The 14,011-nt window shown below is 44.0% G+C and carries 10 protein-coding genes and 1 rRNA gene; 6 read left to right on the top strand and 5 right to left on the bottom strand.

What is annotated here, in order from left to right:
• Positions 1–122, bottom strand: a 16S ribosomal RNA gene (locus LZG94_RS23660); the annotation flags it as partial.
• 268 nt (positions 123–390) lie between these two features.
• A complete protein-coding gene (locus LZG94_RS23655; protein ID WP_215236062.1) occupies positions 391–735 on the bottom strand; it encodes a hypothetical protein in 345 nt (114 codons plus the stop codon).
• 176 nt (positions 736–911) lie between these two features.
• On the opposite strand from LZG94_RS23655, the gene LZG94_RS23650 reads away from it, so the two are divergent.
• Together LZG94_RS23650 and LZG94_RS23645 are read left to right on the top strand one after the other, a co-directional pair.
• Positions 912–3,203 carry an ATP-dependent helicase gene (locus tag LZG94_RS23650; RefSeq protein WP_233794130.1) on the top strand — a complete coding sequence of 764 codons (2,292 nt, stop codon included), beginning with the start codon at positions 912–914 and terminating at the stop codon, positions 3,201–3,203.
• Positions 3,204–3,290: 87 nt separating this feature from the next.
• Positions 3,291–4,787: a DUF4301 family protein gene (locus tag LZG94_RS23645; RefSeq protein ID WP_233794129.1), complete on the top strand. Its 1,497-nt coding sequence runs from the start codon at positions 3,291–3,293 to the stop codon at positions 4,785–4,787.
• Positions 4,788–4,862: 75 nt separating this feature from the next.
• Here the strand turns inward: LZG94_RS23645 and LZG94_RS23640 are convergent, their stop codons facing one another.
• Positions 4,863–5,336 (bottom strand): Lrp/AsnC family transcriptional regulator, encoded by a 474-nt coding sequence (locus LZG94_RS23640; RefSeq protein WP_015813234.1) that lies wholly within the window; start codon positions 5,334–5,336, stop codon positions 4,863–4,865.
• Positions 5,337–5,521: 185 nt separating this feature from the next.
• Positions 5,522–6,463 carry a GDP-L-fucose synthase gene (locus LZG94_RS23635; RefSeq protein WP_310589887.1) on the bottom strand — a complete coding sequence of 314 codons (942 nt, stop codon included), beginning with the start codon at positions 6,461–6,463 and terminating at the stop codon, positions 5,522–5,524.
• Between the two features lie 95 nt (positions 6,464–6,558).
• Here LZG94_RS23635 and LZG94_RS23630 point away from each other — a divergent pair, with 95 nt between their 5' ends.
• Positions 6,559–7,572, top strand: coding sequence for a toxin-antitoxin system YwqK family antitoxin (locus LZG94_RS23630; RefSeq protein ID WP_233794128.1), 1,014 nt, complete (start codon positions 6,559–6,561; stop codon positions 7,570–7,572).
• A 4-nt stretch (positions 7,573–7,576) separates the two neighbouring features.
• The gene (locus LZG94_RS23625) at positions 7,577–9,277 is read left to right on the top strand and encodes a hypothetical protein (RefSeq protein ID WP_233794127.1); all 1,701 of its coding nucleotides are present in this window, start codon (positions 7,577–7,579) and stop codon (positions 9,275–9,277) included.
• Between the two features lies 1 nt (position 9,278).
• Here LZG94_RS23625 and LZG94_RS23620 read toward each other — a convergent pair whose 3' ends face one another.
• Positions 9,279–10,550, bottom strand: coding sequence for a D-alanyl-D-alanine carboxypeptidase/D-alanyl-D-alanine-endopeptidase (locus tag LZG94_RS23620; protein ID WP_233794126.1), 1,272 nt, complete (start codon positions 10,548–10,550; stop codon positions 9,279–9,281).
• Positions 10,551–10,667: 117 nt separating this feature from the next.
• Here LZG94_RS23620 and LZG94_RS23615 point away from each other — a divergent pair, with 117 nt between their 5' ends.
• Positions 10,668–12,584, top strand: coding sequence for an ATP-dependent DNA helicase RecQ (locus tag LZG94_RS23615; RefSeq protein WP_233794125.1), 1,917 nt, complete (start codon positions 10,668–10,670; stop codon positions 12,582–12,584).
• Positions 12,581–14,011: a DUF5723 family protein gene (locus tag LZG94_RS23610; RefSeq protein WP_233794124.1), complete on the top strand. Its 1,431-nt coding sequence runs from the start codon at positions 12,581–12,583 to the stop codon at positions 14,009–14,011. Before LZG94_RS23615 ends, LZG94_RS23610 begins: the two co-directional genes overlap by 4 nt.

Here is a 14,011-nt window from a genome sequence, read left to right as displayed (position 1 = left end):
TAAAAGGTAGGTTGCATACGCGTTACGCACCCGTACGACAGTGACATTGCTGCCCCTTCGCCTTGCATGTATTAAGCCTGCCGCTAGCGTTCATCCTGAGCCAGGATCAAACTCTCCATTGTAAATTATTTGCGATCATCTTCCCGAAAGAAGATCATCAATGTTTCTAACGAACTATCTTTTTGCTCTCTTCATCATGTCAAAGAACGTTGCTCTGAATCTTTCAGAACTAGTGGTCTCGCCGTCTGCGCTACCGTTGTTCCCGATTGGGAGTGCAAAAGTGCAGGCTTTATTTTTAACATCCAAATCCAAAAGCAAAATATTTTTACCAAAATTTTAACCCAATCACGCAACTCCTTGAAAATGAAAATAGAAGAATTTTAACCTATTTTAAAGTTCTTTGAAATATTCTATAACATGCATTTTTAGTAACGTTTCTTGTTTTAACACATCACCAGGTGGAAGCGCGCGTATCAGTTTATAATGCGGCCAGCCTTCTTTATCGGCATATTCAAATTCATAATAGGAGGAAAGGCGCAGTACTTCACAGATACCGATATGCATCAGATCCTGTTTTTGCTCCTTAGTAAACCGCTTGGCTCCCTGGCCCAGCTCTTGTACACCTATAAGGAAAAGCACACCATTCAGGTCTGCCGGTTTTTTACCTACTAATCTTTCAAGCTTATCCAGCAGGAACTCCCATTGTACTTCCAGCGGCTGATCTTCTATATCCATTATAATGTTTTCATATTAATGCTGTGTAACAACACCATTGCAGACAACCGATAAGCTGTTGTTAGCGTTCTAAATCGAGGAACAAATTTTCCACCTTCGAAACTTACAGGTTTTACAGTTGAAGTGAAAGAAGGCATTAAAGGGTTTTTCCTAACTTTGAATTTTAGCAAAGGGCAATGAGCAAATCAGAAAAACATACGATTTTAAATCAGAACGAATATCTATCCACCCTCAATCCACCTCAACGGGAGGCTGTGCTGCATGGAAATGGACCTTTAATGATCATAGCGGGTGCCGGGTCCGGGAAAACGAGGGTACTCACTTATCGCATTGCGCACCTGATCGGAAATGGCGTAGATCCTTTTCGCATATTATCCCTGACATTTACCAATAAGGCATCGGGCGAAATGCGCCAGCGGATTGAAGGCGCTGTCGGGACTGAGGCGCGGAATATATGGATGGGGACTTTTCACTCCGTTTTTGCAAAGATTTTGCGGATTGAGGCACGATATCTGGGTTACACCAGCGACTTTTCGATCTACGATACTGATGATTCCAAATCCTTACTGCGAAGTATCATTAAAGAGTATAACCTAGACGATAAAGTTTATAAAGCCAATGTGGTTTTTAACAGAATTTCAGGAGCGAAAAACCGGTTGATCTCTGCGGATGATTACATTAATAATGCGGTTATCCAGGCAGATGACGACGCGGCAAAGATGAAGGAGATCGGCAGGTTATATAAAACCTATGCAACCCGTTGCTTCCAGGCGAATGCGATGGATTTTGACGATCTGCTTTTCAACACTAATGTGCTTTTCAGGGATTTTCCGGATGTACTATATAAGTACCAACACAAATTCCAGCATGTGATGGTGGATGAGTTTCAGGATACCAACGTTTCGCAGTATCTTATTACCAGGAAACTTTCGGCGGTTCATAGGAATATATGTGTTGTAGGAGACGATGCGCAGAGTATTTATGCTTTCCGGGGTGCGAATATTGAGAATATACTAAATTTCGAAAAGGACTTTCCTGACGTTCAGACTATTAAGCTGGAACAAAATTATCGTTCTACCAGTACGATCGTCGACGCTGCAAACTCTGTGATTGCGAGAAATAAAGCGCAGTTAGAGAAAAAGACATTTACTGAAAATGAAGAAGGTTCATTAATAGATGTGATCAAGGCCAACTCAGATAATGAGGAAGGCCGGCTTGTGGCGACTGCTATTTTTGAGGAGAAAATGCAGAAAGCATTGCGGAATGAGAATTTTGCAATTTTGTACCGTACCAATGCGCAGTCCCGTTCCTTCGAAGAAGCACTCAGAAAGCTTGGTATTAAGTACAGAATAGTTGGTGGGCAGTCTTTTTACCAAAGAAAAGAAATCAAGGACTTGCTTGCTTACCTTAGATATACCGTCAATCAGCGCGACGAAGAAGCATTTAAAAGGATTATTAACCTTCCCAAGCGTGGTATCGGAGATACAACCGTAGCCAAAATCTCGGTCACGGCTTCTGAAAACAATATGCCTATCTGGGATGTAGTCGCCAATATCGGCAAATATGCTTCCGGCCGCACGATCTCTCCGATCGAGCAATTTGCTACGCTCATTAAAAGCTTTAAAATCCAGGTCGAAGAAGGAAAAGATGCGTATGAAATTGCTGCGCATATTGCGAAAGCTTCGGGGATTTTGAGAGAATTATATGAGGATAAGACCGTTGAAGGGCTTTCCAGGTATGAAAACGTTCAGGAATTATTGAACGGGATCAAAGAATTCGTCGATAGTGAAGAAACCGAAGACAAATCGCTTAGCGCATTCCTGCAATCCGTTTCGCTGCTGACCAATGCAGACGAGCCGGACGAAAATGAGGACCACGACCGCGTTACCATGATGACCATTCACTCCGCCAAAGGGCTGGAATTCAGGAATGTATTTATAGTCGGTTTGGAAGAAGATCTTTTTCCAAGTCAAATGATGCTGGAAAGCCGGCAGGATCTGGAAGAAGAGAGGCGGCTATTTTATGTAGCGATTACCCGCGCCGAAAAGAAACTGACTTTTTCTTACGCAGAGAGCCGCTATCAATGGGGGCGCATTAAGTTGTGCGAACCAAGCCGGTTTCTACTGGAAGTCGACCAGCGTTTTCTGAATGTTTCCAAAATGGTCCAAACTGCCACAGAGCGGAATTCCGGGCTACCTCCGATTACCAATTTTGCGAGAAATCTTCGCAAGCCCGCAGCTCCGGTAGCAACTTCGCCCAGCCCTGCGCATTTACCGTCGGTGGATTTCGTACCCAGCGATACTTTTGACCTTGCAGAAGGAGACAAAGTGGAACATTTGAAGTTTGGGTTCGGACAGGTAACCAGAATGGACGTGAACGGTACTGATCGCAAAGCAACCGTCAAATTTGACCTCGTCGGAGAGAAAACACTGCTTCTCAGTTTCGCCAAATTGAGGATACTTAAATAAATCGGTATCCATAGTTATAGCGGGTTCCCGGCTCGCTTTTATATAATTAGTCTTACCCTAAAACTTCACTGATTAAACAACATAAGTATGTTCATTGAAAAAGATATAACTCAAATAAAGGAGCGAGGAAGTGATATCGGCACTGTGGAAGAGCAGGTTGGATATTTTGTTGATGGTTTTCCATTTCTCCAGCTGTCGAAAGCGGCGACAGTTGGTGACGGAATTATAAGACTTACAGACTCAGAAATTTCAGAAGTGATCAGTGATTTTGACAAAAAAGCAGCCGACGGCGAAGTGGCTTTGTTGAAATTTGTACCCGCATCCGGGGCGGCAACCCGAATGTTCAAGTCACTTTTCAGCTTTTTACAAGAAGGAAAAAGAGATAAATCAGTGGATGAATTCTTTGTAAAGCTCCCCGACTTTGCTTTTTACGAAGATTTAAAAGCGTCACTATTATCAGATGGTTATGATATTACTTCTGCGGATGAAACTACAATCGCATCTTATTTCCTGACTACTAAAGGATTGGGTTATGGGGAACTACCAAAAGGATTACTGAAATTTCATAATTATACCGATCGGTCAAGAACGCCTCTGGAAGAACATTTGGTGGAAGGTGCGAAATATGCAAATGCAGGCAGCAATGTCCAGATTCACTTCACAGTTTCTCCCGAACATCGCGATAAATTTGAAAAGTTGGTGGTAGAAGTACTGCCAAGCTATCAGAGCGAATTTGGCGTGAGGTATATTGTTTCATTCTCGGAGCAAAAAAGCGCGACGGATACCATTGCGGTTAACCTGGATAATTCGCCTTTCCGCGAAAAAGACGGTTCGCTTTTATTCCGTCCCGCAGGTCACGGCGCATTGCTGGAGAACTTAGCCCAGCTGGATGCAGATATTATTTTTATTAAAAATATTGATAATGTAGTGCCTGACAGAATCAAGGCAGATACAATTCAATATAAAAAAGCGCTTTCAGGAATAGTTCTCAAATACCAGAAAAAGATATTCACCTATCTTGAAAAGCTTCATGCAGACACTGATTTCAGCATTTTATCAGAAATCGATACTTTTTTCAAAGAGGAGCTTTGTGTGATTCCGCCTGCAGGTTTCGATTCGTGGGAGGATATAAAAAGAAAAGAATATTTTGTTCAAAAGCTGGATCGTCCTCTGAGAGCCTGCGGAATGGTGAAAAACCAGGGTGAGCCCGGCGGCGGACCTTTCTGGGCCGAAAATGCAGATGGATCTTCGTCTTTGCAGATTGTCGAATCAGCGCAGGTAGACTTAGATGATTCGTCTCAAAACGATATTTTCAAGAACTCAACACACTTTAATCCGGTCGATCTGGTGTGTGGCGTGAAGAATTATAAGGGAGAATTATTTGATTTGAAAAAATTCCGTGATCCGCTTACAGGTTTCATTACTGCCAAATCAAAAGACGGTAAAGACCTGAAAGCCCAGGAGTTACCAGGTTTGTGGAACGGATCAATGGCCGATTGGAATACCCTGTTCGTAGAAGTTCCCCTGATCACTTTTAATCCCGTAAAAACGGTGAATGATTTGCTGAGAGAGCAACATCAATAGTGAAGAAGATTTAATAAAAAGAAAAAAACCGCAGAAGTATATTCTGCGGTTTTTTAATGTCCTGACGAAATATCATCAAGGTATAGGTAATACTTTGCTTTCTTTAAAAGTAGACAGGATCACCATCGTCTGAGTACTTGCGACCTCTTCAATTTCATTGATCTTTTCAAGCATCAGTTTTTGATAAGTACTGATATCTTTCGAGATAACTCTCAATAAAAAGTCACCTGTACCTGTAATATGGTGGCATTCAATTACTTCTGGGATTGCGTGGATCTTTTCAACAAACGATTCCGTCACAGCTTTACGGTGTCCTACCAGTGAAATCTGAACAAAGGTACTTACACCCAAGCCTACTTTCTCAGGTTCAAGCTGAGCGTGGTAGCTCTTTATAATGCCCGACTGTTCCAGCTTTTTCACGCGCTCCAAAGTCGGAGCAGGGGACAGCCCTATTTCTTTCGATAGTTGTGCGTTGGTTATTTTTGCGTTCGTTTGAAGGATCTCCAGTACTTTACGGTCTATCTGGTCTAACTTAATAATGGCCGACATTTCTCTCTGACTAAGGTTTTAAAAATGCCCCTTTTTGGGACGCTGCAAAACTAATTAGATTCCCGAAGATTCTTATAATTTTATATTGGAAATTTGTCAAAAAAAAGAATTATCGTAGGTCAAAATAGATTTTAGTACTTAAATATTAGGCTTACAACGTTTTAAACGCATTGCCAGCTATCAATTTAGACCGCATACGTTTCTCTTTTTTGCAGGAAATCCTGGTAAGTTACACGGATCCCGTCTTCCAATTCTATCCGGTGTTTCCATCCCAAACCGTGCAGCTTGCTTACGTCCATCAGCTTTCTCGGCGTGCCATCAGGTTTGTCTGTATTCCAGTTAATATCACCTTCGTAACCAACAATATCCCTGATCATTTCAGCCAGAGATTTGATCGTCACGTCCGCACCTACACCCACATTTACAAAGCCCGGCTCATTGTAATTCTGCATTAAAAAGTAGCAGGCATCGGCCAGATCATCTGCGTGTAAAAATTCTCTCAGCGGCGATCCTGTACCCCAAAGCTCAACAGCAGGCCTGTTTTCTTCCTTCGCTTCGTGGAATTTCCGGATCATTGCGGGCAGTACGTGTGAGTTGTTCAGGTCGTAATTATCGTTCGGACCATACAGGTTAGTGGGCATTGCCGAGATAAAATTGCAGCCATACTGCGCGCGGTAAGCTTCGCACATTTTAATACCCGCGATCTTCGCAATTGCGTAAGGTTCGTTGGTCGGCTCTAATAATCCTGTCAGCAAAGAATCTTCGCGTAGCGGCTGCGGAGCAAGTTTTGGGTAAATGCAGCTGGAACCCAGGAACATCAGCTTTGTCGCGCCGGAACGGTACGCACTGTCGATTACATTATTCTGAATCAGGAGGTTATCATGTAAAAACTCGGCGCGGTAAATGTTATTGGCCAATATGCCACCTACTTTTGCGGCAGCAAGAAAAATATATTCCGGACGCTCCGTTTCGAAGAAAGATCTAACTGCACCCTGATCGCGCAGATCAAGCTCGGAAGAAGTTTTTAGCACCAGATTATTAAAGCCTTCTTTGACCAATTTTCTATGTATGGCAGAACCTACCATTCCTCTGTGCCCGGCGATATAAATTTTTGCGCTTTTTTCCACGGTGTTTTTTTAAATTTGTACGTTGAATATCAATATAGAAAAAATCAATTCGTTACAAAAGTAACAATCTTGCTCGTAAGAAAAATCCAATTCTCATGCAAAGAATCGTTCTGATTTGTAGCCTAATTTCGTGTATTCTGATAGAGGGGGGATATGCTCAGTCCGTTCAAAAGGATTCTACACCACCCGCCTGGCTTCCAAAAGAGACAGTAAAAAAGGACACAACGAGCCGGCCAACCGGACTTAGTTCATTTATTTCGGGTCTCGATCCGGTTGTAGGAGCCTCATTGCCAGGTGATAAGGGGAAATCCACAAGTCTGTCAACACTTTTTGGCGAAACCATTCCTGACCTGGGTTTACGGGTAAAGGAATACAAGAGCCAGAAATCCGACAGGAAGGCAAAAAAGGAAAGAGCTAAGCTTGCAAAAGTGCAATATAAAGGTGTTCCAATGCAAAGTATGTCGGTGAAATACGGCAGCGGCGACCGCGCGACAGTCGAATCGTTTCATGTATTAAAGGAATATCAGCCGATCAGTCCCTATGCCCGCGCTACGGAAACCCGCTGGTACGACAAAAAAGGCAAGAAGCTCAGTTCAGCGGTGATCCAGAAAAAAGACCAGGCGCTGCCGCTCCACGGTTCATACAAAAAGTATAATGGCGAAAATCTGATCGAGGAGGGTTACTATTTTATGGGCGTGAAAGACGGTCGCTGGGTGAAATACGATGCGAAATATAATCTGATCGATAAATCAGTCTGGGATAAAGGATTTCCCTCTGAGTCCCGCATAACTTATTATGATTCAGCACACACACAGATCAAGGAAGTAGTGCCGGTTGCATTTGGGGAGGTGGAAGGCGAATTTTTGCAATTTTATAAAGAAGGTCAATTAATGGCCAATGGTAAATACGACGACGGCAAGAAAGTGGGCCGCTGGATTGAATATTACCAGTTTCGGAGACAGCGGAAAAAAGAGATACAATATCCCAAAACAAGTTGGGAAGAAGATTTTGAGCCTTTTGTTTTGAGAGAGTGGGACGATAAGGGCAAGCTGCTTTACGATTACACAAAGGATCCCCGTGCCTCGGCCGAAGAGGAAACCGAAAATTAACTTTATGCTCCAATCTCTCCTACGCTTAGCCAGGGAAAAAACCTGGCTTTTATTATTGTTTTGCATTGCTCCGGTCGTCATTTATATTTGGGTTTTTAAGACAATCGCGCTGAATGTCAATTATGTAGCTTTCGACGACATTACTATTTTAGGCATAATTCCGCCATTCGGCGATGCTGATCTGCTGGAACGCTGGAAGTTACTTACAGACTTATTTCCCGAACACCGGCTTGTTTTCTCCCGTTCTGTAATTCTGCTGCTTTACGGGATATTTGGTGAAGTCAACCTTGTTTGGCCGATGATCATTGCCAATGTCTGCTGGGCACTTTGCGCGTTTTTCTTTTATCGTGCGTTTAGCAAGCTCCGCATTTCAATATGGTACTTCGTTCCTGTTTTATGGTTGTGGTTCAATATCCAGTCTTTTGAAAATATATTCTGGGGCGTTAGTTCGCTATGCAATTTTGGCGTAATCCTTTTCTTTCTCTCGGCTCTTTATTTTGCAGCATTCCATCCCAAAAAGCTATTAGCCGCCTTATTTTTCGCGCTCGCAGCTACATTCACTTACGGAAATGGGTTAATGGTTTTCCCCGTAATAGGATTGATATACCTGCTTACAGGATACAGGAAACAGTTTCTGATCACACTAGTCACTACGGTGGTAGTTGGAATCGTGTATTTTATCGATTTCACTCCTATTACTCAAAATCTTGATATTACAAATCCAAAGCAGGTACATGAAGGCTTTTTCGGATTTTTTGGATTTATCGGTTCAATAGTCACCCTCACTGCCTATAATACACCTTATTCCATATTGTATCTGGCGTCGGTTTTTGGAATGTTTTTCATCGGTCTGCTTATTTTTCTTTACCGAAAAGAATTCAGCAAATTGTGGGATTCGGCTTTCTTGAAAGCTCCTTATGCGAATCAAACAGCCCTATTTGCGGCCGGAATAGCCATATTAGTAGCTATTACCGCACTCGCCTTAACCTACAAACGCATTCCGACAGACACTTTTGAAGGAATGTTCAAAGGCCGGTACCGCATGTATTCGGCGCTGTGGTGCATTGCATTGTATTACGCATTTCTCGCACTTACCACAAAAGTGACCGTTAGAAAATTTGTCCCAGGGATTTTAGTGCTGACTATCATATTGAACCTGGTGATTCTGCACAGTAATTTTGCAGACGCGGTCAATAACCGCCGGGCGGCCATTGCGCAGGAATTTAATGCACGCTTCAATGCAGATTGGCTGGGTTTAAGTATGTTTTCAATGGACCAGCAGCATTATGAGAAGATACGTTCCTATTATAAGTCGCGAGATCCGCTGGCAGAAGGCTGGAATCCCGACAAGAAAAACCTGGATATCCAATGTGACAGTCTGCTAACCCCGGAAATCGTAGAGAAGGTTGGTAACCATATTGTTATCCGATTCCCTCAGGATTTCTTCAAAGCAGAAAGGGACTATTCTGACGGTCCTTATATTTTGCTTAAATCAGCTGAGCACGCGTATGTATCGCCGCCTTATCAAGCTGCCGTACCACTAAAAACGACTTTGAGAAGATTGATGTACTTTTCAAAAGGCGCGTATGGAAGCTTTCACGAGGCGACTGTGGAGCCGGGGAGTTATCAGGTTTACCTATTGGTTCGTAAAAATGGAATGAACCGCATTTACTGTACCGGCAAAACCTGGGAAGAAAAAGAATAGCTTAAAATTTATCGCGTACACCGGTCAATATCCGCTCCACTTCTTTCCTCACTTCACTGCCAGGGCGTGTAAATCCATTATTCATAAAGCTGAATACCAGCACCTTACCTTTTTTTGAGACTAAAAACCCGCTCAGGTTGTAGACGTTACTTAGGCTACCCGTTTTTGCGTAAATAAAGGGAGTACTGTCTTTAAATAAATTCTTCAAAGTCCCGCTTTGCCCGCCGGAAGGCAGTATTTTAAACAGCTTTTCCTGTGGCATTTTTACATAGATCTTTTGCAAAAGAGCCACGATACTTCTGGGCGTAAAGAGATTATACCTGCTCAATCCCGACCCGTCTTTCCAGATCGGCTTGTCGGGTAAATCTTTCAAATGGTGCTCAATTGCATGAGCGATCGCTTTTTCAGTATTCAGCGGGAGCCCGCTCGCCGAAGCGTAAAGCAGCATTAATTGCTCGGCCATCATATTATCGCTCACCTGCATCATTCTGGTATACAGCGAATCCGAAGGAATGCTATTAATGCGCTGCAACTCAATATCCAGCGGAATATTAATGAGCTTAACCTCCTTTTTCAGCGTGTCACTCAGAAGCTGCACGGTGAGTTGATCCGTCATGCGGACCGGCACATCCTGTTCAAGTCCCTGAGGAACGCCGAGTTTAGAGTGGTGAAATATGTTAAAAAATTCTTCCCGCTCGATACCGGAGGCCAGACTATCGAAAACCAACGCCTGCTTCCAGCGCCCTGGACTGACCGTAAATTGAGAAGCCCCACCTTTAAATCGCGCAATATTTCCATAAATAGGCATTGGCGTAACTTCCGCCTGGTAGTAATCATTATAGTCGCTCCACGCCCAGCCGGAGCCAAATCGCTTGTTTTCAAAATTATAGGGGGTAAAAAAAATAGGTTCTTTACGGCTTTTCAGAAAGTCGATTACCTTACTGGGAGGCAGGTCAGGGTGCAATAGTGAAGGGTCGCCTGTACCACGGATGATCAGCAATTCACCCCATTCCAGGTACTCCAAACCCGGAATAGAATCTCCCAGGGCACATAAACCTGCGTAAAAACTGAATAGCTTTGTATTGGATGCAGGCGTAAAATATTTGTTGCTCTGGTAAGAAGCCAGCTCTTTCCCCTCACTCAGATTGGAGATAGAAACTCCCGTATGCTGCTGGCCCAGAACCGGCGAATTTTTTATTTCCTTATTAATATACCGCGATACGGAACAGCCGGAGAGGCTAACAATACTGATAAGGAAAAGCAGCGTGCGCATGAAACCGTTTTAAATGAATGAAAACAAAGTTAATATTTTCAAGCATTTAAATCTGGCCCGGTTAGCTGCCGGTACGGTAATTTTGAGTTTGCGAATAACACACTGTAACTTGCCGGAATGATTGATCTTCATGCCATTTTAAAGCGTTTTTGGGGCTATAATACGTTTCGTCCCTTCCAGGAAGATGCGATTAAAACCGTCCTGAATGGCATCGACACCCTCGTTTTGCTACCCACGGGAGGCGGAAAATCTGTCTGTTTCCAGGTGCCGGTAATGGCGATGGAGGGGGTTTGCATTGTGGTAACGCCGCTGATCGCGTTGATGAAAGATCAGGTAGAACAACTCAAAAAACGGGAAATTTCTGCTGCCGCCATTCACACCGGAATGGGCAAAAATGAGATTGATATTACCCTCGATAACTGCATTCACGGAAATACCAAATTCCTGTACGTTTCGCCTGAAAGGTTGCGCACAGATATTATGAAAGTGCGCGTGGCGCAAATGAACGTATGTTTGCTCGCAATCGACGAGGCACATTGCATTTCTGCATGGGGTTACGATTTCCGGCCTTCCTATCTCCTCATTTCCGAATTTCGCAAGCTGATCCCGCACGTGCCGCTGATCGCATTAACCGCGACTGCCACCGAAGAAGTGCGGGCGGATATTCTGGATAAGCTGGAAATGAAAAATTCGCGCGTTTTCAAACAATCATTCGCGCGCGCTAATCTTTCCTATTCCGCTTTTGGTGAAGAAAATAAGGAAGCCAAGATATTGCAGGTATTAAAAAATGTGGAAGGATCGGCGATCATTTATGTGCGGACGAGGAAAAAAACCAAGGAAATTACCGACTGGCTCAACCGAAAGGGCATTTCTGCACAAGCATACCACGCGGGCCTGCCGCTTAAAGACAGGTCGGAGCGGCAAACTGCCTGGATCCGAAACCAGATCAGGGCTGTGGTGGCAACCAATGCATTTGGAATGGGGATCGACAAGCCCGATGTGCGCTCCGTGATCCATTTCGACTTACCTGATAACCTGGAAGCCTATTACCAGGAGGCTGGCAGGGCAGGGCGCGATGAGAAAAAAGCGTACGCAGTAGCACTTTTCAGTCCGATCGAGCTGGAAGAACTTTCAAAGAATATCGAAAGGCGGTACCCAGGCATGGAAGTGCTGCGGAAGGTTTACCAATCGCTCGCGAATTATTACCAGGTACCTGTTAATGGGGGTGAAATGGCGGGGTATAGCTTTGATATTCAAGATTTTACCGGCGTATTCGGGTTACCGTCAAGTGAAACGCATTACGCATTGAAACTCCTTGAAGAAGAGGGTTTTATTCAATTAAGCGAAAATTTCAACGATCCTTCCAAGATACATTTCCTGGTAGATAACCGCCAATTGTACGACTTCCAGATACGTTACCAGGAAATGGATTCGTTTATCAAATTGATTTTGCGACTCTACGGCGGCGAGGTTTTTACAGAATATGTGCGGATCTCGGAGACGGAACTGGCGCAGATCTATTTTGCCCCGGAAGCGGAAGTTATCAAAAAACTGAAATTCCTGGCCGAGCGCGAAATAGTGGATTACCAGCCCAGAAAAGACAAACCTCAACTTCTATTCCTGACACCCAGATATGAAGCGTCGGTTCTGCCGCTCAATGTTTTTGAAATACAGCGAAAAAAGGAGCGGGATTTAACAAAAGCCCGGGCAGTTGCCAGATATGCGTCGCACACCCGCATTTGCCGGACATTATTATTGCTGGAATATTTCAACGAGTTCGACGCGGAAGAGTGCGGGATCTGTGATATTTGTTTAAAAAAGAAAAAAAACGAAACGACCGAAGCGAATCTGGCCGGGCAAATTATTCAATATATCAAAAAGGAAGGCGCATTGGCCCCTGTCGCATTGGGTCAGGCTTTTGAGCATACGGATGAAAATTTACTAATACAAACACTACGGGAGTTGATCGGACAAGAGCTACTACTTTACGATTCTTCCGGAAAACTGAACATTACAAACAAATCTCAACATTGAAAAAATCAGCACTTTACTCAGCACTATTCTCCGCATTCTTCGCAACAGGCAGCTTTGCCCAACAAATTCCAGGTCTCGACAAAAGCAATTACGGCGGCTTATACCGCGCCACCTACAACCCGTCGGTACTAGGCGGGCCAAAGCATAAGTGGCAGATCAATATCGGGACCATCGGCGGGAGCATTAATTACAGGTATTTTAGGTTTTTGGGTGAAAATTCACTGTTATACCCGCTTCTTGCGCCGCATTCAACCAAAGAATTATACGGCCGGTCGAGGACAATGGGCTCACTTTCTTATGAAGATCCGATCCATCTGGCAAGTGAAATCCGCTGGCCGTCGGCAATGATTTCTCTGGGTAAATACCAGGGACTCGCATTATCGTTCCGCACGAGAGGTTACGCGATGGCGAACCATTTTCCCGATGCGGTGCGCAATTTGTATTTCCATAGATTGGATACGGGAAGTACGCCGGCAGTCAATAATGAAGCCTGGGGAGATTTTAGCCTTATTCAGCAAAGTTTTTCAGATGTAAGTGTTTCTTATGGCGTGCAGCTACTTGATTTAGAGTCACATAAGGTACGGATCGGCGGTACGGTTAAGCGGGTTTTTGGCGCGAGAGTAGGGTATTTGTCTGCCAATGTCGAAAACTTTTCCATTCAGCCGCTCGCAACAAATCCGGATATTAATGAGTTAACAGTCAACAACTTCGGTTATGAAAGCGGTTACAGCACACCAAACCGCGGCGTTTCGCTCGGCAGCTTGTTTAATTCCGATAAATACGGATCCGGCTGGGGTTATGATCTTGGTTTCAGCTATGAACTTGGTTCTTATTGGGGGAAATCAAAAGAAGTGTATGACGAAAGCCCGGAATACCTCATTCGGCTTGGCGCTTCGCTGACAGATATTGGCTCAATCCGCTACAATACCAATGATTCAAAAGTGTCGAGAGGTCGGCAGGCGCAGGCAGTAATTGGCCAAACCGAGCTGGAAACGATCAGTGACAGAGGTACCGAAGGTTTTATGAGCCTTTATCCCTCAACTTCTGACACAACATTTAATAAAAGCGTGAGATTGCCGCAGGCTTTGCATTTGGAAGTGGATCTTCAATTAGTAAAAGGTTTCTTTCTTAACCTTTCTCAAACAAAACGATTTCAAGAACGGTCAGGCGAGCTTTTGGATATTTATCAGCCAAATGCTTTCACGATCACACCACGTTTTGAAGATGAGGATTCCGATTTCGCATTCCCTATCTCATTCATTGAAGGAAATAATCGGCCTTCGATCGGAGCGGTAGGGCATTTTGGACCAATATTTCTGGGGCTTAGCAGTGTGAACGGACTTTGGAAAAGGGGAGGAGCGAGAGGCAGTATGGTCTATTTAGGGTTCAGTGCCTGGAAATTGAACAGGAAAAAGGATAAAGATTGA

Source organism: Dyadobacter sp. CY343 (genome assembly GCF_021390335.1).
Lineage (GTDB): Bacteria > Bacteroidota > Bacteroidia > Cytophagales > Spirosomataceae > Dyadobacter.
Note: the sequence above shows the minus strand (reverse complement) of the source record. Positions and strands in the feature narration are given on the sequence as shown.

Coding starts and splice junctions, on each gene's coding strand:
- LZG94_RS23620 (WP_233794126.1), bottom strand. CDS start 10,550: ATGCGCACGCTGCTTTTCCTTATCAGTATTGTTAGCCTCTCCGGCTGT.
- LZG94_RS23615 (WP_233794125.1), top strand. CDS start 10,668: ATGATTGATCTTCATGCCATTTTAAAGCGTTTTTGGGGCTATAATACG.
- LZG94_RS23640 (WP_015813234.1), bottom strand. CDS start 5,336: ATGTCGGCCATTATTAAGTTAGACCAGATAGACCGTAAAGTACTGGAG.
- LZG94_RS23655 (WP_215236062.1), bottom strand. CDS start 735: ATGGATATAGAAGATCAGCCGCTGGAAGTACAATGGGAGTTCCTGCTG.
- LZG94_RS23630 (WP_233794128.1), top strand. CDS start 6,559: ATGCAAAGAATCGTTCTGATTTGTAGCCTAATTTCGTGTATTCTGATA.
- LZG94_RS23650 (WP_233794130.1), top strand. CDS start 912: ATGAGCAAATCAGAAAAACATACGATTTTAAATCAGAACGAATATCTA.
- LZG94_RS23645 (WP_233794129.1), top strand. CDS start 3,291: ATGTTCATTGAAAAAGATATAACTCAAATAAAGGAGCGAGGAAGTGAT.
- LZG94_RS23625 (WP_233794127.1), top strand. CDS start 7,577: ATGCTCCAATCTCTCCTACGCTTAGCCAGGGAAAAAACCTGGCTTTTA.